Origin of the sequence: Massilia aurea, assembly GCF_040790145.1 — a bacterium.
Taxonomy (GTDB): Bacteria; Pseudomonadota; Gammaproteobacteria; order Burkholderiales; family Burkholderiaceae_D; genus Telluria; species Telluria aurea_C.
On the sequence record NZ_JBFMMP010000013.1, the window covers coordinates 134,522 to 154,681 of the forward strand.

Genomic DNA, 20,160 nt, shown 5'->3' on the forward strand with positions numbered 1-20,160 from the left:
TATGCAGCGTCAACTTCGCAGCATTCACTTCGCAGCAGGAATCCATGCACAAGATCGTCTCTACCCTCGTCCTCTCCGCCCTCGCCGGCAGCCTGGCGCTGGCCTACCCGGCCCACGCCCAGACCAAGTCCAAAGCCACCGTGCAGGAAGCGCCGCTGCGCGCGCACATGGCGTTCCTGTCGTCCGACGCGCTTGAAGGCCGCGGTACCGGCCAGCGCGGCGGCGAACTGACCGTCACGTATCTCGAGACGCAAGCCGCCGCCGTGGGCCTGAAACCAGGCAACGGCAAGAGCTTCCGTCAGGCAGTCAAGATCGCCGGCGTGCGCTCGCTGCCAGAGAAAAGCAATGTCGGTGTCCAGGCCAACGGCAAGGCGGTGCCGCTGCAGTTCGGCGCGGACTGGGTCTGGGGTCCGGGCGACGGCAAGGCCGATCACACGCTCGACGCTGAAATGGTTTTTGTGGGCTACGGCATCGTGGCGCCGGAAGAAAAGTGGGATGACTTCAAGGGCATGGACGTCAAGGGCAAAGTGCTGGTGATGATGGTGAACGATCCGGCGCCCACCGCCGCCGAACCGAATCGCTTCAACGGCGCGGGCCTGACCTACAACGGCCGCTGGACCTATAAATTTGAAGAAGCGGCGCGCCAGGGCGCAGCAGGCGTGCTGTTGATCCACACCGATGCATCGGCCTCGTATGGCTGGAGCGTAATCCAGAACAGCTGGGCCAGCGCCGAGCGCTTCCAGCTCACTGAAGGCAAAGTGGGCAGCGGCCTGCAGGGCTGGATGACCGACGACACGGCGCGCAAGGTGTTCGCGGCCGGCGGCCAGGACCTCGACAAGCTGCGCGCGGCTGCCGAAGACAAGAACTTCAAGCCGGTCGCGCTCAATGCCCGCGTCAAGGGCGAGGCGCGCGCGCAGGTGCGTTCGCTGGAAGAGTTCAACGTGGCCGGCGTCGTGCCAGGCACCGATCCGAAGCTGAAAGACGAAGTGGTGATCTACACGGCGCACTGGGATCACATGGGCAAGCAGGGCACCGAGGGCGACACCATCTTCAACGGCGCGGTCGACAACGCATCGGGCACTGGCGCGCTGCTGGCGATGGCCGCCGAAGCGGTGAAGCACCCGGCCAAGCGCAGCCAGATGTTCCTGTGGGTGGGCGCCGAAGAACAAGGCCTGCTGGGCAGCGCCGCCTACGTGACCGCGCCACTGTGGCCGATCGCGAAGACCGCCGCTAACCTGAACCTCGATAGCCTGAACTGGGTTGGCCTGGTCAAGGACGTCAGCGTGCCGGGCAGCGATCGCACCGAACTGGGCGCGATGGCGGCGACCGTTGCCAAGTCGATGGGCCTGGCCATTGCACCGGCCAAGCCGGACCTGGGCGGCGGCTACTTCCGCAGCGACCACTTCAGCTTCGCCAAGGCCGGCGTGCCCGCCTTCTCGGTTGGCGCCGGCAGCAGCTGGGTGAAAGACGTCGAGGCGAACAATGCCAAGGCCAAGCTGTATCGCGCGCGCTATCACCAGGTGGGCGACGAATACGATCCGAGCTGGGATCTGTCGGGCATGGTGCAGCAGGCGCAGTTCACGCTGAACCTGGGCCGCGCGGTGGCCGACGCGCCGAAGATGCCGGCGTGGAAAGCGGGCGACCCGTTCGGCAAAGCGCGCGTGACCGCCAAATAAAGCGGCAGCGAGCGAATAGCCTCAGACGCAAGCGACGTCGTCCCCGCGGAGGCGGGGACCCAAGTTATTGAAGCGGGCCGGCAGACGATGCGCCATCGTCTCCCGGCCCGTTGTAGCATCTGGATATCCACCACCGCAAAAGGCACCACATGCAGGAGAACGAACTGACGCTGGGCGACGGCCGGGTGCTGCACTACTACGACTGGCAGCCGGAGTTCGATGAACCCGAACTGACCGTGTTCTGGCACCACGGCACACCGAACATCGGCAAGCCGCCCGCCCCGCTGTTCGCCGCGGCAAGCGAGATGGGCATCCGCTGGATCGGCTACGACCGACCCGGCTACGGCGGCTCGAGCGCGAGGCGCGATCGCAATGTCGCCTCGAGCGCCGAGGATGTCGCGCGCATCGCCGACCAGCTCGGGATCGAGCACTTCGCGGTGATGGGGCACTCGGGCGGCGGGCCGCACGCGCTGGCCTGCGCGGCGCTGCTGCCCAAGCGGGTGATCGCGGCCGTCAGCATCGCCGGCCTGGCGCCGTTCGATGCGGCAGGACTCGAGTGGTTCAAGGGGATGACCGAATCAGGCGCGGCGTCGCTGCGTGCGGCCGCGCAGGGGCATGCGGCCAAGGCGCAGCACGAGGCGCAGAACCAGGCATTCGATCGCGAGATGTTTACGCCGGAGGATTGGGCGGAGCTGTCCGGGACATGGTCGTGGTTCGATAGCGTGGTGCGGCCGGCGCTGAGCGAGGGGCCGGGTGGCCTGATCGACGACGATCTGGCGTATGTCGCGCCATGGGGCTTCGACTGCGCGCGCATCGTGCAGCCGGTACTGCTGGTGCATGGGGCGCAGGACCGGGTGGTGCCGTGTGCGCACAGCGAATGGCTGGCGCGTAGCTGCCGCTCGGCGCGGCTGTGGCAGCGGCCGGATGACGGGCATATCTCGGTGTTGAACAGTGCGGCGTCGGCGTTGGCGTGGTTAAGGGAGCAGGCCAGCGATGGGTGAAACGATGCTGGCCGATCGTTTTCAAGCGATCGGCCAGCGGGCGCGTACTGAACTACCGGATTACTGGATCACGCCACAAGCCATGCGGCCGCCGCCGCCACCCAGTGGTGCCGGATGGTCGGCATGGTTATCGCCACCGACGTGGACCATCAGGGCCTTGCCCTTGAGGTCAGCCAGTTTCAGGCGCGGGGCCAGCACTGGATTGGTCGCCATGCCCTTGGCATCGACGGAGAGGCCTGGCAAGTCGCCCAGGTGGCCGTCGCCCCATGGGGTACCGTGTTTCTTGGTGTTGGCCGGGTCAAGGTGACCGCCCGCGGCGCCTGCAGGGACGGTCTTGCCGTCCGCCTGGTTCGGGGCGCAATTGCCGTTGGCGTGCACGTGGAAGCCATGCAAGCCCGGGGTGAGGTCCTTGAGCTCGGGAGTGAACACGACGCCGTATTTGGTTTCAGTGATCGCGACGTTGCCGATGCTGGCGCCTTCGCCTTTGTCGGTGGCCATTTTCAGGGTGACCGACATGTCAGCAGCGCTGGCGGAGGCGCACACGGCGCCGAACAGGATGGCACTCATCCATTGTTTGTTCATGGTTCACTCCTTGGCAAAATTTTCGGGATATTGAAAAGACAAGTTAGTGTAGACCATTCCATGCCGAGGGGGTGCGCGGCTGACCTGGTTCGGCAATGTGAGACCGGACACGCCAATAACTTCCGTCAGGCGCTTTTTGACGCCGTGTCATCGACCACTTTGAAGTGGTGCAGCACCTCGTCGCACGACATGACCGTGGCATATTCGCCATGCAGATTTGCCAACGCCATCAAATGAACTTCCTCGGCGCTGCGATGCGTGCCGCCGAAATCCATCTTGTCGAAGGCAAACGTCGCGTCCGACACCACGATGGTGGAAAAACCCAGATTGCCCGCCGTGCGCGCACTGGACTCGACCGAGTTATTCGTGCTGACGCCGACGATCACGAGGGTCGTGATGCCGCGCACATGCAACCAGCGCTCAAGCCCGGTTTGAATGAAGGCGTCCGGCACATTCTTTTCAACCACATGCTCGTGTGCCATCGGCGCGAAGCGCGGCTGGAAGTCGACGCCCGGCTGGCCCGGCGCGAACACGGACGCAGGTGAACGGCTGATGTGGCGGACGCTGATCACGGGGTGGCCTGCCCCCCGCCAAGCGGCATGCAGGCGGGCGATCGTGTCCTCCGCGGCTGGGTTATTGCGGGGTGGGAGGGTATCGAACTGCATGCCCTGTTGCATATCGATGATGATCAGGGCTGGGGGCTGCGGCATGTTCAACCTTCACTCGACGAAATAGCTAAATTAGAAGTCCAGACGGCTCAGTAAAATTGCTTGATTGATGGGCCTTGTCTGCGAAACGACGCATTTACAGATATGACGACCTTTATACAGCGCTTAGGCATTCGATGACTATCCAGCGACTATACCCACTCATCTTTCTATGTACGCTACCAGCTATCGCAGCCGATAGCGATCCCGCGCTGTACCAGCAAACGGCTGCGTCATACCGGCTCTATGGCGGCAGCCTCGGGGACCCAACCGCGCCCAAGCCAAACGACAGGAAAATAGCATTTACTATTGAAGGCGACGCTGCCAGGGGGATTTTTGACGCAATCGGGCCGGACAAGCGCGACCTTTGCACAGCGGGTAGCGGAATGCGTGTCCGTCATAAAGATGGCGAAAAGCTCACATGCACGCGAAGCAAAGCGAACAACTATGTGTGCAGCTTTGGATTCGATCTCATGACCGGCAAGAGCATCGGCGGCGGCATTTGCTAACGCGTCCTGATGTTGATTAGTCGAAGCTGAGTTGTCTAGGGGCTTTATTGAAATCACACTTCGATGAATGCGCGGTAGCCTTCCGGCTCTGCACCAGAGGGTGTCATATTCGTGTGGAGACCGTCTAACTTGACTGCGCCTAACTTGGGGCGACACCGAATGGTTGACCATCCCTTCTGCGGCCTACGCCTGCCGCGTCAATCATTTCAACAGGGACGCCATCATGGCAAAGTATTCAGAAGAAAGAGGACATCCACGCTCTCCGGCCTGTGCACGATCAAAAATCGCACTCCGATTCGATGGAAATACGTTGCACGCATCCGGAACCAAATCGTCACTTATTTTCCCGGCGGTATCAGGCAAGCCGGACAAAAAAGGCCGGTTCGATTACTCCACTGTTCGGCAACGCATTCCTTTCCAAGACCAATCCCAGCCGGCCAATATTGGATTCAGCCATCTGAGCTTTGGGAAAATAATTGGCTGAAAAGTGCCCTGCATTCTTCTCGAGGCGCATTGGGCAACTTCAGACTGACAATCCATCCATATCCTCTGACACATACACATGATAGAGGGGGGTTTTCATCCATGGAGGTAGCGCTGCCGGCAGCGCCGGCTGCATCGATTTGATCCACTATATGGGTATGTTTGTGAAGCGACTCAAGCAGGAACTGGAAGGACTGCCAGAATGCTATATCGCACTCACCGTCGACTACTGAAGCTGGCTTTGGGGCTTTTCTGGCAGATTGGAGTACTTGCCTCACTGCTTTGTCTCGTCGGCGCCCGCATCAAGCCCTGGCTCGGCACGCTCTGCTTCGTCCCAGCCGCGATCTGGTTTCTCAGCCTGTTCCTGGAAATCCATTCGCCTGACGTGAGCCCATATCTGCGCCTTGAACAAGGCATCGGATATTTCATTCACGCCTACGCAGCTTTCGGCATCACCGTATGCGGCCTTGTCGCAGGTTACATCTGGCATCGCAAAAAAACCACCTGACGATCACCTCGGCAAACCTGGCAGACGAAAAAAAACGGCACCCCTCAGGGTGCCGTTTTCACTAGCAGTTCAAGCGATTACTCGCCGTCGTTATGCTGCTCGACCGAAGCCGATGCAACCTGCTGGTCTTCCATCGCTTGCAGCTCGGCAGCCATATTGGCTTTCTCTTGCTGCAGCAGTGCCTGGCGCTCTTCCGCTTCCCACACTTCCTTCTCTTTGCGAGCGCGGTGGAATGCCAGACCCGTACCGCCCGGGATCAGGCGACCGACGATGACGTTCTCTTTCAGGCCGCGCAGACCGTCGCGCTTGCCCATGATCGCCGCTTCGGTCAGCACGCGGGTGGTTTCCTGGAACGATGCGGCCGAGATGAACGAATCGGTCGACAGCGATGCCTTGGTAATACCCAGCAGCACGTTTTCGTACGTTGCCGGCAGCTTGCCCACCGCGTTCATGCGGTCGTTCTGGTCCAGCAGCTCCGAACGCTCGACCTGCTCGCCGATGATGTAGTCGGTGTCGCCTGCTTCGACGATCTGAACACGACGCAGCATCTGGCGAACGATCACCTCGATGTGCTTGTCGTTGATCTTCACGCCTTGCAGACGGTACACGTCCTGCACTTCGTCGACGATGTAGCGGGCCAGCGATTCGATACCCAGCAGGCGCAGGATGTCTTGCGGATCGGCTGGGCCGTCGACAATCATCTCGCCCTTGTTCACGACTTGACCATCGTGGACCAGCACTTGCTTGTCCTTGGTGATCAGGAACTCGTGCTTGTTGCCGTCCATATCGGTGATCTCAAGGCGTTGCTTGCCCTTGGTCTCTTTACCGAACGCGACGGTACCGGTGACTTCCGCCAGCATGCCGGCGTCTTTCGGCGAACGTGCTTCGAACAGCTCGGCAACGCGTGGCAGACCACCGGTAATGTCTCGCGTTTTCTGCGATTCAGTCGGGATACGTGCCAGCACTTCACCGACGGACACTTGCTGACCGTCCTTGACCATGATCAGCGAGCCGACCTGGAAACCAATCGCCACGGCGTGTTCGGTGCCGGCGATCTTGACTTCCTGGTTCTCTTCGTTCAGCAGCTTGACCTGCGGACGCAGCACCTTGCCGGCAGAACCACGACGCTTCGGATCGATCGCAACCAGGGTCGACAGACCGGTCACATCGTCCACCTGGCGAGCGACGGTGACGCCTTCTTCCACGTTTTCGAAACGGATGGTACCAGCGTACTCGGTGATGATCGGACGGGTCAGCGGATCCCACGTTGCCAGGGCGACGCCGGCTTTGACAGCCTGGCCATCCTTGACGATCAGGGTCGCGCCGTACGGCACCTTGTGACGCTCGCGCTCACGGCCGTGATCGTCCGTGATCAGCACTTCGCCCGAACGGGTAATGACGATTTGCGCGCCCTTGCCGTTGGTGACGTAACGCATGGTTGCCGTGAAGCGAACCGTACCGTTCGACTTGGCTTCGACCGACGAGGCCACTGCCGCACGCGATGCCGCACCACCGATGTGGAACGTACGCATGGTCAGCTGGGTACCCGGCTCACCAATCGACTGTGCTGCCACGACGCCGACTGCTTCGCCGCTGTTGACCAGCATGCCGCGGCCCAGGTCGCGACCGTAGCACTTGGCGCACAGGCCGAAGCGCGTGTCGCAGTTCAGTGGCGTACGGACCTTGACTTCGTCGATGCCGACGCGTTCGATCTCTTCGACCATGTCTTCGTCCAGCAGCGTGCCGGCTTCGAACAGGGTTTCCTGGGTTTCAGGATTGACGACATCGGTACCGGTGACACGGCCGAGGATACGGTCGCGCAGGGCTTCGATGACTTCACCACCTTCGACCAGCGCCTTCATGTGCGTGCCGTTGTTGGTGCCGCAATCGTCCTCGATCACCACCAGATCTTGCGTGACGTCGACCAGACGGCGGGTCAGGTAACCCGAGTTTGCGGTCTTCAGCGCGGTATCGGCCAGACCTTTACGAGCGCCGTGGGTCGAAATGAAGTACTGAAGAACGTTCAGGCCTTCGCGGAAGTTCGCGGTAATCGGCGTTTCGATAATCGAACCGTCCGGTTTCGCCATCAGGCCACGCATACCGGCCAGCTGACGAATCTGGGCTGCCGAACCACGGGCGCCCGAGTCGGCCATCATGTAAATCGCGTTGAACGATTCTTGCGTGCCTTCGGTACCGTCGCGCTTGGTGACCGGCTCGATCTTGAGCTGGTCCATCATCGCCTTGCCGACTTCATCGGAGGTCTTGCCCCAGATGTCGACGACCTTGTTGTAGCGCTCGCCGGCCGTGACCAGACCCGAGCTGTACTGCTGCTCGATCTGTTTCACTTCGGCTTCGGCGGCGGCGATCATGCCCTTCTTGACGTCCGGGATCATCATGTCGTCGACGGCGATCGAGATACCGGCGCGCGTTGCCAGGCGGAAGCCCGACTGCATCAGCTTGTCGGCGAACACGACGGTCGCACGCAGACCGCACTTGCGGAACGACGTGTTGATCAGCTTCGAGATTTCTTTCTTCTTCAGCGAACGATTCAGCACCGAGAATGGCAAGCCTTTTGGCAGGATCTCGGACAGGATCGCACGGCCGACCGTGGTCTCGTAGCGGGTCAGGGTCTGGTCGAAGCCGCCTTCGGCGTTGCGTGGGAATTCCACGATACGCACGGTGATGCGGGTCGCCAGTTCGACTTCTTTATTGTCGTACGCGCGGATGACTTCCGACACGTCCGGGAACATCATGCCTTCGCCCTTGGCGTTGATCGCCTCGCGCGATGCGTAGTACAGACCCAGCACGATATCCTGGGACGGCACGATCGACGGTTCGCCGTTCGATGGGAACAGGATGTTGTTCGACGCCAGCATCAGCGTACGTGCTTCCATCTGCGCTTCGATCGACAGCGGGACGTGGACAGCCATCTGGTCACCGTCGAAGTCGGCGTTGAACGCCGCGCAAACGAGTGGGTGCAGCTGGATGGCCTTGCCTTCGATCAGGACTGGCTCGAACGCCTGGATACCGAGACGGTGCAGCGTTGGCGCACGGTTCAGCATGATCGGGTGTTCCTTGATGACTTCTTCCAGGATGTCCCAGACCACTGGCTCTTGCACTTCAACCAGTTTCTTCGCAGCCTTGATGGTCGTAGCCAGACCCATCAGTTCAAGCTTGTTGAAGATGAATGGTTTGAACAGCTCGAGAGCCATCAGTTTTGGCAGGCCGCACTGGTGCAGTTTCAGCTGCGGGCCGACCACGATGACCGAACGGCCCGAGTAGTCGACGCGCTTGCCCAGCAAGTTCTGACGGAAACGACCGCCCTTACCCTTGATCATCTCGGCCAGCGACTTCAGCGGACGCTTGTTGGCGCCGGTCATCGCTTTACCGCGACGGCCGTTGTCCAGCAGCGAATCGACCGCTTCTTGCAGCATGCGCTTTTCGTTACGCGTAATGATCTCTGGCGCGCGCAGTTCCATCAGGCGCTTCAGGCGGTTATTACGGTTGATGACGCGGCGATACAGGTCGTTCAGGTCGGACGTGGCGAAACGGCCACCGTCCAGCGGGACGAGCGGACGCAGTTCTGGCGGCAGCACCGGCAGAACTTCCATGATCATCCATTCAGGCTTGATGCCCGAACGCTGGAACGCCTCGAGCACTTTCAGGCGCTTGGCGTATTTCTTGATCTTGGCTTCGGACTTCGACTCTTTGAGTTCGACGCGCAGGGCGTCGGCATCGCGGTGGATGTCGATCGAGCGCAGCAGTTCACGGATACCTTCGGCGCCCATGAAGGCGGTGAAGTCGTCGCCGTACTCTTCGTACTTGGCGGCGTAGTCGTCTTCCGACATGATCTGGCTCTTCTTGAGCGGGGTCATGCCTGGATCGGTGACGACGTATGCTTCGAAGTACAGCACGCGTTCGATGTCCCGCAGCGTCATGTCCAGGACCATGCCCAGACGCGATGGCAGCGACTTCAGGAACCAGATGTGCGCCACTGGCGAGGCCAGCTCGATGTGGCCCATGCGCTCACGGCGCACCTTGGCCAGCGTCACTTCGACGCCGCACTTCTCGCAGATCACGCCGCGGTGCTTCAGGCGCTTGTATTTGCCGCACAGGCATTCGTAGTCCTTGATAGGACCAAAGATTTTTGCGCAGAACAGGCCGTCGCGCTCAGGCTTGAACGTGCGGTAGTTGATGGTTTCCGGCTTCTTGACTTCGCCGAACGACCACGAACGGATTTTTTCAGGCGACGCCAGGCCAATCTTGATGGCGTCGAAACTTTCGTTTTGCTGAACTTGCTTGAATAGATCGAGCAGTGCTTTCATGTATCACTCCAGGTGATTGAATTCTTTACTGACTTGCTTGCCGCCAGCTCCCTCACTGATTTTCGCCAGTGCTTGCATAACTCGCTACCCTTAAAACCGTCATTCCCGCGCAGGCGGGAATCCAAGTTTGCCGGCTGAATCACCGGGCTCAGGTTCCCGCCTGCGCGGGAACGACGGTCTCGAGGGCGCGAAGCCAGCCCGGAGGCTGACGGCCCTGCTGCCTGCTTTAGTTGCGCTCGAGATCGATATCGATACCCAGCGAACGGATTTCCTTCACCAGCACGTTGAACGACTCTGGCATGCCGGCTTCGATCACGTGGTCGCCTTTGACCAGATTCTCGTAGACCTTCGTACGGCCGTTCACGTCATCCGACTTCACAGTCAGCATCTCTTGCAGCACGTACGATGCGCCGTACGCTTCCAGTGCCCACACCTCCATCTCACCGAAGCGCTGGCCGCCGAACTGGGCTTTACCGCCCAGTGGCTGCTGCGTCACGAGCGAGTACGGACCGGTCGAACGCGCGTGCATCTTGTCGTCGACCAGGTGGTGCAGTTTCAGCATGTGCATGAAGCCGACGGTGACCTTGCGCTCGAATGCTTCGCCGGTGCGGCCGTCGAACATCGTGACCTGGTTCTTCGACGGGGTCATGCCCAGGTTGGCAGCGATGTCATCCGGGAACGCCAGATCCAGCATACGACGAATGTCTTCTTCGTGGGCGCCATCGAAGACCGGGGTCGCGAACGGCACGCCGTTCTTGAGGTTGCCCGCCAGGGTCAGGATTTCTTCATCGCTGAAGCTGTCCAGGTCTTCCTTGCGGCCGGTTTCGTTGTAAATCTTGCCCAGGAACGTGCGCAGGTCTTGTGCCTTTGCTTGCGCCTGCAGCATTTCGCCGATGCGCCAGCCCAGGCCCTTGGCCGCCCAACCGAGGTGGGTTTCCAGGATCTGACCGACGTTCATGCGCGATGGCACGCCCAGCGGGTTCAGCACGACGTCGGCTGGACGACCGTCCGCCATGAACGGCATGTCTTCCACCGGCACGATACGCGAGACCACACCCTTGTTACCGTGACGGCCTGCCATCTTGTCGCCCGACTGCAGGCGGCGCTTGACGGCCAGGTAGACCTTGACCATCTTCTGCACGCCTGGCTGCAGCTCGTCGCCCTGCGTGAGCTTCTTGCGCTTCTCTTCGAAGGCCAGGTCGAACTGGTGACGCTTCTCGTTGATCGATTCCTTGATCGCTTCGAGTGCGTTCGCGGTGTCGTCTTCTGCCGGGCGGATGTCGAACCAGTGGAACTTGTCCAGATCGGCCAGGTAGTCGGCGGTGATCGCGGCGCCCTTGGCCAGCTTTTTAGGGCCGCCATTGACGATCTTGCCGATCAGCATACGCTCCAGACGCTCGAAGGCATCGCCCTCGACAATACGCATCTGGTCGTTCAGGTCCAGGCGATAGCGCTTGAGTTCATCGTCGATGATCTGCTGGGCGCGCTTGTCGCGCTGGATGCCTTCGCGGGTGAACACCTGGACGTCGATCACGGTGCCGACCATGCCCGAAGGCACGCGCAGCGAGGTGTCTTTCACGTCCGACGCTTTTTCGCCGAAGATCGCGCGCAGCAGCTTTTCTTCTGGGGTCAGCTGGGTCTCGCCTTTTGGCGTGACCTTACCGACCAGCACGTCGCCGGCCTGCACTTCGGCGCCGATGTAGACGATGCCCGATTCATCCAGACGCGCCAGCTGATTTTCAGCCAGGTTCGAGATGTCGCGGGTGATTTCTTCCGCGCCCAGCTTGGTGTCACGCGCCACGACCGACAGCTCTTCGATGTGAATCGAGGTGTAGCGGTCATCCTTGACGACGTTTTCCGAGATCAGGATCGAATCTTCGAAGTTCAGACCGTTCCACGGCATGAACGCCACCAGCATGTTCTGACCCAGGGCCAGTTCGCCCAGGTCGGTCGATGCGCCGTCGGCAATCACGTCGCCACGGGCAACGCGGTCGCCAACCTGCACGATCGGACGCTGGTTGATGTTGGTGTTCTGGTTCGAACGGGTGTACTTGATCAGGTTGTAGATGTCGACGCCGACTTCACCAGCCTGTGCTTCATCGTCGTTCACGCGAATGACGACGCGGCCCGCATCGATGTAGTCGACCATACCGCCACGCAGTGCCTGCACGGTGGTGCCCGAGTCGACTGCCACGGTGCGTTCGATACCGGTACCGACCACGGCCTTTTCAGGACGCAGGCAAGGCACGGCCTGGCGCTGCATGTTGGCGCCCATCAGTGCACGGTTCGCATCATCGTGTTCCAGGAACGGAATCAGCGAAGCGGCGACCGAGACGATCTGGCCTGGGGCCACGTCCATGTACTGGATACGCTCTGGCGAGACCAGGATCGTTTCGCCGGCTTCACGGGCCGAGACCAGCTCGTCGACCAGTTGACCTTCTTCGTTGATCGCTGCATTCGCCTGGGCGATGATGTAGCGGCCTTCTTCGATGGCCGACAGGTAATCGATCTGCTCGGTGACCTTGGAGCCTTCGACCTTGCGGTACGGGGTTTCCAGGAAGCCGTATTCGTTCAGGCGGGCGTACAGTGCCAGCGAGTTGATCAGGCCGATGTTCGGGCCTTCAGGCGTTTCGATCGGGCACACGCGGCCGTAGTGGGTCGGGTGCACGTCGCGCACCTCGAAGCCAGCACGTTCGCGGGTCAGACCGCCAGGGCCCAGAGCGGAGACGCGACGCTTGTGGGTCACTTCCGACAGCGGGTTGGTCTGGTCCATGAACTGGGACAGCTGCGACGAACCGAAGAATTCGCGGATCGCGGCCGAAATCGGCTTGCTGTTGATCAGGTCATGCGGCATCAGGTTGTCGGCTTCGGCTTGACCCAGACGCTCTTTGACAGCGCGTTCCACGCGGACCAGGCCAGCGCGGAATTGATTCTCGGCCAGCTCGCCGACGCAACGGACGCGACGGTTACCCAGGTGATCGATGTCATCGACTTCGCCGCGGCCATTGCGCAGCTCGACGAGGATCTTGATCACGGCCAGGATGTCTTCGTTCGACATGGTCATGTCGCCGGTCAGTTCATCACGGCCAATACGGCGGTTGAACTTCATGCGGCCGACAGCCGACAGGTCGTAGCGTTCCGGCATGTAGAACAGGCCGTTGAACAGGGCTTCGACCGATTCTTCGGTTGGCGGTTCGCCAGGACGCATCATGCGGTAGATCGCCACGCGCGCCGCGGTGCGGTCAGCGGTGTCGTCAGTGCGCAGGGTTTGCGAGATGTAGCCGCCCTGGTCCAGATCGTTGGTGTACAGCGTCTGGATGTCGGTCACGTCTGCATCGCGCAGCTTGCCCAGCAGTTCTTCGGTCAGCTCGTCGTTGGCGACGGCGATGACTTCACCGGTGTCCTGGTCGACGATGTTCTTGGCCAGCACGCGGCCGAGCAGGTAGTCTTCAGGGACCGAGATGGTCTTGATGCCGGCAGCTTCGATGTCACGGACGTGCTTGGCGTTGATACGCTTGTCCTTGGTGACGATGGTCTTGCCCGACTTCGGATCGACGATGTCGAAACGCGCGACTTCGCCGCGCAGGCGCTCTGGCACGAACTCGAGTTCGCCGCCGTCGTTGCGCACGACGAAGTTGTCGAAGACGAAGAAGTTCGCCAGGATCTGTTCCGGCGTCATGCCGATGGCCTTGAGCAGAATCGTCACTGGCATCTTGCGGCGACGGTCGACGCGGAAGAACAGGATATCTTTCGGGTCGAACTCGAAGTCGAGCCACGAGCCGCGGTAAGGAATGATCCGTGCCGAGAACAGGAGCTTGCCCGACGAGTGCGTCTTGCCGCGGTCGTGCTCGAAGAACACGCCCGGCGAACGGTGCAGCTGGGACACGATCACGCGCTCGGTGCCGTTGATCACGAACGAACCGTTCGTGGTCATCAGTGGCAGCTCGCCCATGTAGACTTCTTGTTCCTTCATTTCCTTGACGACCGGCTTGGTCGGCGATTCCTTGTCCAGGATCACCAGACGCACCTTGGCGCGCAGCGGCGACGCGAAGGTCAGGCCACGCTGCTGGCACTCTTTCACGTCAAACGCAGGGTCACCCAGCACATACGACAGGAATTCGAGGCGCGCAAAACCATTGTGCGACACGATAGGGAAGATCGAAGAAAAAGCCGACTGCAGACCCTCGGCCTTGCGCCCCGACGGGACGGCATCAGCCTGGAGGAAGTTCTCGTAGGATTCCAGCTGGGTAGCCAGCAGGTAGGGAACGTTGTGAACGTTGGCGCGTTTCGCGAACGACTTGCGAATACGCTTCTTCTCAGTAAATGAGTAGTGCATGGACACTCCGTGAGTGACAGAAAGGATGAAGAATTCAGGATTTGCCAGTGGCACGCGCCACCACCACACACAATTCCTGAAGTCTCTTACTCTTTCGCGCCAGATGAAAAGGACAAGCAAACTGCTGTGTTACGATGTTTCGGAGCCGATCCCGCCAGCTCGATTTTGCCACCCTCTGCCGACGTCTGTCGCAGGGACGACAAAAGAGCCAAAGCCGCAATTCCCGCCTTCCGGCAAGTTTTGCAAGCTTTGACTCCCGCATCAGGCGCTGCGAACAGCGCCCTTTGCCTATGTATTACTTCAGCTCGGCCTTGGCGCCAGCTTCTTCCAGCTTCTTCTTGGCTGCTTCAGCTTCTGCTTTTGGCAGGGCTTCTTTCACAGTCTTAGGAGCGCCGTCGACGACGTCTTTGGCTTCTTTCAGGCCCAGACCGGTGATTTCACGGACTGCCTTGATGACGCCGACTTTGTTCGCGCCGATTTCGGTCAGAACAACGTTGAACTCGGTCTGCTCTTCAACAGCAGCGGCGCCAGCGCCACCACCAGCTGCCGGTGCTGCCATTGCAGCTGCCGACACGCCGAACTTCTCTTCGAATGCCTTGACCAGTTCGTTCAGGTCCATGACGGACATTTCGCTCACTGCGTTCAGGATATCGTCTTTGCTAATTGCCATTTGAAACTCCAGTTTTGATTTGTATGTAGTTCAGGTTGGTACTTGAAAAAAAGGGGAAGCTTACGCTTCTGCAGGTGCTTCTTCTGCGGCCGGAGCTGCTTCGGAAGTGCCTTCGCCTTTTTTCGCTGCCAGGGCAGCCAGACCACGTGCAAAGCCCGACACCGGAGCCAACATGACGCCCAACAGCTGCGAGATGAGAACTTCACGGGATGGGATGCTTGCCAACGAGGTAACGCCAGCTACGTCGAGCTGCTTACCTGCGTAGTTACCGGCTTTGATGACCAGTTTGTCGTTGGTTTTAGCGAAGTCATTGATGACTTTAGCTGCAGCAACGGCATCGTCCGAGATCGAATAGATCAGCGGACCGGTCATGGAATCAGCCAGCGAGGCAAACTGCGTGCCTTCGACAGAGCGACGAGCCAGCGTGTTCTTCAGAACACGCAGGTACACGCCCTGGGCACGTGCGGTTGCACGGAGCTTGGTCAAGTGACTAACCTGGATGCCACGGTACTCGGCGACGACGATGGTTTGCGCAGATGCTACTTTTGCGGAAACTTCTTCGACGACGGCCTTTTTGTCATTCAGATTAAGACCCACGGTCAATCTCCTTAAATGATGAGAACGAGATGTTCACATCGGTTCGAACACACGGCGTCCGAAGTTAAGAAGCCTTAAACTGAGCGGATGAATTCACGCAGCTGGACTACAAAACTTGTTCGGGTACACCATCTGCGTTGGGTAGTTCTTTTTAACCTCCTGCATAACCTTCAGCATTCGGCCCAACGGTCTTTGATTGTCTGTCGCAGCGGTTAATTGCTGCGACAGCCCAAAGATTCGCGCCACAAAATTGTGACGACTTAATTCTTGCAAACTTAGGCAGCGATCGAAGCGTGATCGACGCGCACGCCTGCACCCATCGTCGACGACAGGGCGACCTTGCGCAGGTACACACCTTTCGACGTGGTTGGCTTGGCTTTGTTCAGGGCGTCGATCAGGGCAACCAGGTTGCTCTTCAGATCTGCGTCGGTGAACGATGCACGGCCGATCGTTGCGTGAACGATACCTGCCTTGTCGGTACGGTACTGGACCTGACCGGCTTTGGCGTTCTTGACGGCGGTTGCGACGTCTGGGGTCACGGTGCCGACTTTCGGGTTAGGCATCAGGCCACGTGGGCCCAGGATCTGACCCAGGGTACCGACGATACGCATGGTGTCTGGCGAAGCGATGACGATATCGAAAGGCATGTCGCCGGCTTTGACGCGCTCGGCCAGGTCTTCCATACCGACGATGTCGGCGCCGGCTGCTTTAGCAGCTTCGGCCTTCTCGCCCGTTGCGAACACAGCAACGCGCACGGTCTTGCCGGTGCCAGCTGGCAGCACGACCGAACCGCGAACCACTTGGTCCGACTTCTTCGGGTCCACGCCCAGTTGCACCGAGACGTCGATCGACTCGTTGAACTTGGCAGTGGCGAATTCCTTGACCAGCGACAGAGCGTTGTCGAAGGCGTAGACTTTATTGCGGTCTACTTTAGCTTTGATAGCTTTAACGCGTTTGGACAGCTTAGCCATTACAGACCCTCCACCGTGATGCCCATCGAACGTGCCGAGCCAGCGATGATACGCACTGCTGCGTCCATGTCGGCGGCGGTCAGGTCCGGCTGCTTGGTTTTTGCGATTTCTTCAGCTTGAGCGCGGGTCAGCGATGCAACCTTGTCGGTGTGCGGCTTGGCCGAACCTTTGGTGATGCCGGCGGCTTTCTTGATCAGGTACGTTGCCGGTGGGGTCTTCATCACGAAGGTGAACGACTTGTCGGCGAACGCGGTGATCACGACCGGGATTGGCATGCCTGGCTCGACACCCTGGGTCTGGGCGTTGAACGCCTTGCAGAATTCCATGATGTTCAGACCGCGCTGACCCAGTGCTGGACCGATCGGTGGGGATGGGTTTGCTTTACCAGCTGGAACTTGCAGCTTGATAAAGCCAATGATTTTCTTTGCCATGAAAGGCTCCTATCTTTGACTTGAGTAGTAGCGCCCCACCGCGACTACTCGTCTCGGCGGGGCTCCTCTTACCGGATTCCGCCTGACTACTGCGACGCTCCGATGGTAGCGTTTAGACTTTCTCTACTTGCCCGAACTCCAGTTCCACCGGAGTCGCGCGGCCGAAGATGGTAACAGAAACTCGCACCTTCGACTTTTCGTAATTGACTTCTTCGACGTTGCCGTTGAAATCGGTGAACGGGCCTTCTTTGATACGGACCTGCTCGCCCACTTCGTACAACGTCTTCGGCCGAGGCTTCTCGACACCCTCTTGCACCTGCTGCATGATCTTGTCGATCTCGCGCGCCGGAATTGGGGTCGGCTTGTTCGATTTGCCGCCGATGAAACCAGTGACCTTGCTGGTGTTTTTCACCAGGTGCCAGGTCTCGTCGGTCATTTCCATCTCAACCAGCACGTAACCCGGGAAGAAGCGGCGCTCGGTAACGGCTTTGGTGCCGTTGCGCATCTCGACAACTTCCTCGGTTGGCACCAGGATCTGGCCAAACTGTTCTTGCATGCCGCCGCGTTCGATCCGCTCGGTCAGGGCGCGCATGACGCTCTTTTCCATACCCGAGTAGACGTGAACCACGTACCAGCGCTTGTTGCTGACCGGGACACTCACCGGTGCGGCTGCCTCAGCAGCTGCTTCTTGCTCAGGAGCGCCAGACGCCGGAACGCCGGCCGCCGGAATTTCTTCCGGCGCGGTATCTTCTTGCACGTTTTCGCTCATGTTTATTTCCAACCCAGGACAAAGTCGTACAACAGGAGCTCGAGAAGTTTGTCGGTGCCCCACAGGAAAATCGCCATCACGACCACGAAGGCAAACACGATGCCGGTGATCTGCAAGGCTTCACGGCGGGTCGGCCAAACGACCTTCTTGGTCTCGCGCACCGATTCCTTGGCAAAGCTCAGGAAATCACGACCAGTGGTGGAAGTCCACAAAAGCAGGACAGCAAAAACTAAACCAGCCAAAAGGGCGCCTGCGGCGACCAAGGCTGGTTTGTTCTGGCCTGTCAGGTAAAAGAACCCGACGACGCCTGCAATCGCTGCAACCACCGCCAGCGCGACCTTGAACTTGTCATTCGAGGTGCTGACAGTTTGCACGGATTGATTAGACATTCTTCTTTACTTTCGGTGCCTGGCACCAGAATTCGGTGGCAGGGGCGGAGGGAATCGAACCCGCGACCTTCGGTTTTGGAGACCGACGCTCTGCCAATTGAGCTACACCCCTACGAAAACTTCCAGCTGAATCCAGCATTATACAGCAAGCGTGCGCCCGCTGACAATGCTGTTCGAGGGAAACGGGATCGCTCCCGCTCCCCTCTGCTCTGCTTAGTTAGGCAGAATCTTTGCGACCACGCCGGCGCCGACGGTACGGCCACCTTCGCGGATTGCGAAGCGCAGACCTTCTTCCATCGCGATCGGGTTGATCAGCTTGACGGTGATCGACACGTTATCGCCTGGCATGACCATTTCTTTGTCTGCTGGCAGCTCGATCGAACCGGTCACGTCAGTCGTACGGAAGTAGAACTGTGGACGATAGTTGTTGAAGAACGGGGTGTGACGGCCGCCTTCATCTTTCGACAGAACGTAGATCTCGCCGGTGAAGTGGTTGTGCGGCTTGATCGAACCTGGCTTTGCCAGGACTTGACCACGCTGGACATCTTCACGCTTGGTGCCGCGCAGCAGCAGGCCGACGTTGTCGCCAGCTTGACCCTGGTCCAGCAGCTTGCGGAACATTTCCACGCCGGTGCAAGTGGTCTTGACGGTGTCGATGATGCCGACGATTTCGATTTCTTCGCCGACTTTGACAACGCCGCGCTCGACACGACCGGTCACAACGGTACCGCGACCCGAGATCGAGAACACGTCTTCCACTGGCATCAGGAACGCACCGTCAACAGCGCGCTCTGGCGTTGGGATGTAGGTGTCGAGGGCTTCGGCCAGACGGGTGATGCACTCTTCGCCCATTTCGCCTGGTTTGCCTTCGAGGGCCATACGTGCCGAACCCTTGATGATTGGGACGTCGTCGCCTGGGAACTCGTACTTCGACAGAAGCTCACGCACTTCCATTTCGACCAGTTCCAGCAGTTCTGCGTCGTCGACCAGGTCGCACTTGTTCAGGAACACGATGATGTACGGAACGCCAACTTGACGGGCCAGCAGGATGTGCTCGCGGGTCTGTGGCATTGGGCCGTCAGCGGCCGAGCACACCAGGATCGCGCCGTCCATCTGCGCAGCACCGGTAATCATGTTCTTGATGTAGTCGGCGTGGCCTGGGCAGTCAACGTGAGCGTAGTGACGGTTTTCGGTCTCGTACTCGACGTGCGCGGTGTTGATGGTGATGCCGCGTGCTTTTTCTTCTGGTGCCGCGTCGATCTGGTCGTAGGCCTTGGCTTCGCCGCCGAATTTCTTCGACAGGACGGTAGCGATTGCAGCCGTCAGGGTGGTTTTGCCGTGGTCAACGTGACCGATGGTGCCGACGTTAACGTGCGGCTTGGTCCGTTCGAATTTACCTTTTGCCATTTCAGACTCCTAAGATCTAACGATATTTTTGAGAATTACCAGGCACACCTGACGGACGAGTGCAACGCGACTGCCGTACAAAATTCTGGTGCCCTTGACGTGGATTGAACACGTGGCCTCTCCCTTACCAAGGGAGTGCTCTACCACTGAGCTACAAGGGCTGATTTGGTGCGATGTTCAATTTGCACACCGCGAAACACTGGAGCGGGTGAAGGGAATCGAACCCTCGTCGTAAGCTTGGAAGGCTTCTGCTCTACCATTGAGCTACACCCGCGAGGTACAACTTCAATTCGACTTCACGATCTTCTTTTTGGTGGTGGGGGCTGGATTCGAACCAGCGTACTCAGAGAGGGCAGATTTACAGTCTGCTGCCTTTAACCACTCGGCCACCCCACCGCGAAGAACCGCAGAGTATGAAGCAAGCTCAACGTACTGTCAATCAGGTATGGGTGGAAGGTTTTTCCACTTCGCCTGACAGCGTTGCTTCGGGGCGTGATTGTAACGGTCGGACTGTAAAGTCGCAAGGGTCATTTTGCGGACGGTATAAAAAACTTTGCAGGTGGAATTGAAAATGGCGGCGTCATTGCTCAAATTGGCTCGACGGTATTTCCAGCGCAATATCCCAACGTCGTTCCAGCGGAGGCTGGAACCCAAGTACGATGCTCAGCCGTTATCGCTTTTAAAGGCGTATCGGCATGCGGATAAACTGGGATTCCCGCCTGCGCGCACTGCTGTCCGGAATAATTTGCTTGACTTAGGAAGTAGGGGTTGCAGGCATTGGTTTACGAGGGTTAACCTC

General features: G+C 59.5%; 16 protein-coding genes and 4 tRNA genes. 5 read left to right on the plus strand and 15 right to left on the minus strand.

Annotated features, from left to right (window positions below; genetic code table 11):
- Positions 1-44: 44 nt before the first annotated feature.
- Together AB2N08_RS17420 and AB2N08_RS17425 are read left to right on the plus strand one after the other, a co-directional pair.
- Positions 45-1,676, plus strand: a complete 1,632-nt coding sequence (locus AB2N08_RS17420; protein WP_367612161.1) for a M28 family peptidase — start codon at positions 45-47, stop codon at positions 1,674-1,676.
- Positions 1,677-1,825: 149 nt separating this feature from the next.
- The gene (locus AB2N08_RS17425; protein WP_367612162.1) at positions 1,826-2,677 is read left to right on the plus strand and encodes an alpha/beta fold hydrolase; all 852 of its coding nucleotides are present in this window, start codon (positions 1,826-1,828) and stop codon (positions 2,675-2,677) included.
- Positions 2,678-2,737: 60 nt separating this feature from the next.
- On the opposite strand, the gene sodC is transcribed toward AB2N08_RS17425, so the two are convergent.
- Together sodC and AB2N08_RS17435 are read right to left on the minus strand one after the other, a co-directional pair.
- On the minus strand, positions 2,738-3,259 hold the full coding sequence (sodC, locus tag AB2N08_RS17430) for a superoxide dismutase [Cu-Zn] SodC (RefSeq protein ID WP_367612163.1): 522 nt from the start codon (positions 3,257-3,259) through the stop codon (positions 2,738-2,740).
- 125 nt (positions 3,260-3,384) lie between these two features.
- Positions 3,385-3,969: a cysteine hydrolase family protein gene (locus tag AB2N08_RS17435; protein WP_367612164.1), complete on the minus strand. Its 585-nt coding sequence runs from the start codon at positions 3,967-3,969 to the stop codon at positions 3,385-3,387.
- Positions 3,970-4,103: 134 nt separating this feature from the next.
- Between AB2N08_RS17435 and AB2N08_RS17440 the strand changes: the two genes are divergently transcribed.
- The 3 genes from AB2N08_RS17440 to AB2N08_RS17450 all read left to right on the plus strand — a co-directional run bounded on the left by AB2N08_RS17440 (position 4,104) and on the right by AB2N08_RS17450 (position 5,466).
- Positions 4,104-4,475: a hypothetical protein gene (locus AB2N08_RS17440; protein ID WP_367612165.1), complete on the plus strand. Its 372-nt coding sequence runs from the start codon at positions 4,104-4,106 to the stop codon at positions 4,473-4,475.
- 163 nt (positions 4,476-4,638) lie between these two features.
- The gene (locus tag AB2N08_RS17445; RefSeq protein WP_367612166.1) at positions 4,639-4,959 is read left to right on the plus strand and encodes a hypothetical protein; all 321 of its coding nucleotides are present in this window, start codon (positions 4,639-4,641) and stop codon (positions 4,957-4,959) included.
- 201 nt (positions 4,960-5,160) lie between these two features.
- Positions 5,161-5,466, plus strand: a complete 306-nt coding sequence (locus tag AB2N08_RS17450; protein WP_367612167.1) for a hypothetical protein — start codon at positions 5,161-5,163, stop codon at positions 5,464-5,466.
- A gap of 77 nt (positions 5,467-5,543) precedes the next feature.
- Here AB2N08_RS17450 and rpoC read toward each other — a convergent pair whose 3' ends face one another.
- From rpoC to AB2N08_RS17515, 13 genes are all read right to left on the minus strand, one after another.
- Positions 5,544-9,791, minus strand: a complete 4,248-nt coding sequence (rpoC, locus tag AB2N08_RS17455; protein WP_367612168.1) for a DNA-directed RNA polymerase subunit beta' — start codon at positions 9,789-9,791, stop codon at positions 5,544-5,546.
- 226 nt (positions 9,792-10,017) lie between these two features.
- A complete protein-coding gene (gene rpoB / locus AB2N08_RS17460) occupies positions 10,018-14,127 on the minus strand; it encodes a DNA-directed RNA polymerase subunit beta (protein WP_367612169.1) in 4,110 nt (1,369 codons plus the stop codon).
- A gap of 295 nt (positions 14,128-14,422) precedes the next feature.
- Positions 14,423-14,797: a 50S ribosomal protein L7/L12 gene (gene rplL, locus AB2N08_RS17465; protein WP_367612170.1), complete on the minus strand. Its 375-nt coding sequence runs from the start codon at positions 14,795-14,797 to the stop codon at positions 14,423-14,425.
- Between the two features lie 60 nt (positions 14,798-14,857).
- Complete coding sequence (rplJ, locus tag AB2N08_RS17470; RefSeq protein WP_367612171.1) at positions 14,858-15,394, minus strand: 50S ribosomal protein L10; 537 nt, start codon at positions 15,392-15,394, stop codon at positions 14,858-14,860.
- A gap of 275 nt (positions 15,395-15,669) precedes the next feature.
- The gene (gene rplA, locus AB2N08_RS17475; RefSeq protein WP_367612172.1) at positions 15,670-16,365 is read right to left on the minus strand and encodes a 50S ribosomal protein L1; all 696 of its coding nucleotides are present in this window, start codon (positions 16,363-16,365) and stop codon (positions 15,670-15,672) included.
- Positions 16,365-16,796 (minus strand): 50S ribosomal protein L11, encoded by a 432-nt coding sequence (gene rplK, locus AB2N08_RS17480; RefSeq protein ID WP_137172442.1) that lies wholly within the window; start codon positions 16,794-16,796, stop codon positions 16,365-16,367. Before rplK ends, rplA begins: the two co-directional genes overlap by 1 nt.
- A gap of 112 nt (positions 16,797-16,908) precedes the next feature.
- On the minus strand, positions 16,909-17,565 hold the full coding sequence (nusG, locus tag AB2N08_RS17485; RefSeq protein ID WP_367612173.1) for a transcription termination/antitermination protein NusG: 657 nt from the start codon (positions 17,563-17,565) through the stop codon (positions 16,909-16,911).
- A gap of 2 nt (positions 17,566-17,567) precedes the next feature.
- A complete protein-coding gene (gene secE / locus AB2N08_RS17490) occupies positions 17,568-17,954 on the minus strand; it encodes a preprotein translocase subunit SecE (RefSeq protein WP_367612174.1) in 387 nt (128 codons plus the stop codon).
- A gap of 36 nt (positions 17,955-17,990) precedes the next feature.
- Positions 17,991-18,066: transfer RNA gene (locus tag AB2N08_RS17495), tRNA-Trp, on the minus strand.
- 101 nt (positions 18,067-18,167) lie between these two features.
- A complete protein-coding gene (tuf, locus tag AB2N08_RS17500; protein WP_183554297.1) occupies positions 18,168-19,361 on the minus strand; it encodes an elongation factor Tu in 1,194 nt (397 codons plus the stop codon).
- Between the two features lie 86 nt (positions 19,362-19,447).
- Positions 19,448-19,522 (minus strand) — tRNA-Thr (locus tag AB2N08_RS17505).
- Positions 19,523-19,561: 39 nt separating this feature from the next.
- A tRNA-Gly gene (locus AB2N08_RS17510) sits at positions 19,562-19,635 on the minus strand.
- Between the two features lie 37 nt (positions 19,636-19,672).
- Positions 19,673-19,757: transfer RNA gene (locus AB2N08_RS17515), tRNA-Tyr, on the minus strand.
- Between the last annotated feature and the right edge of the window lie 403 nt (positions 19,758-20,160).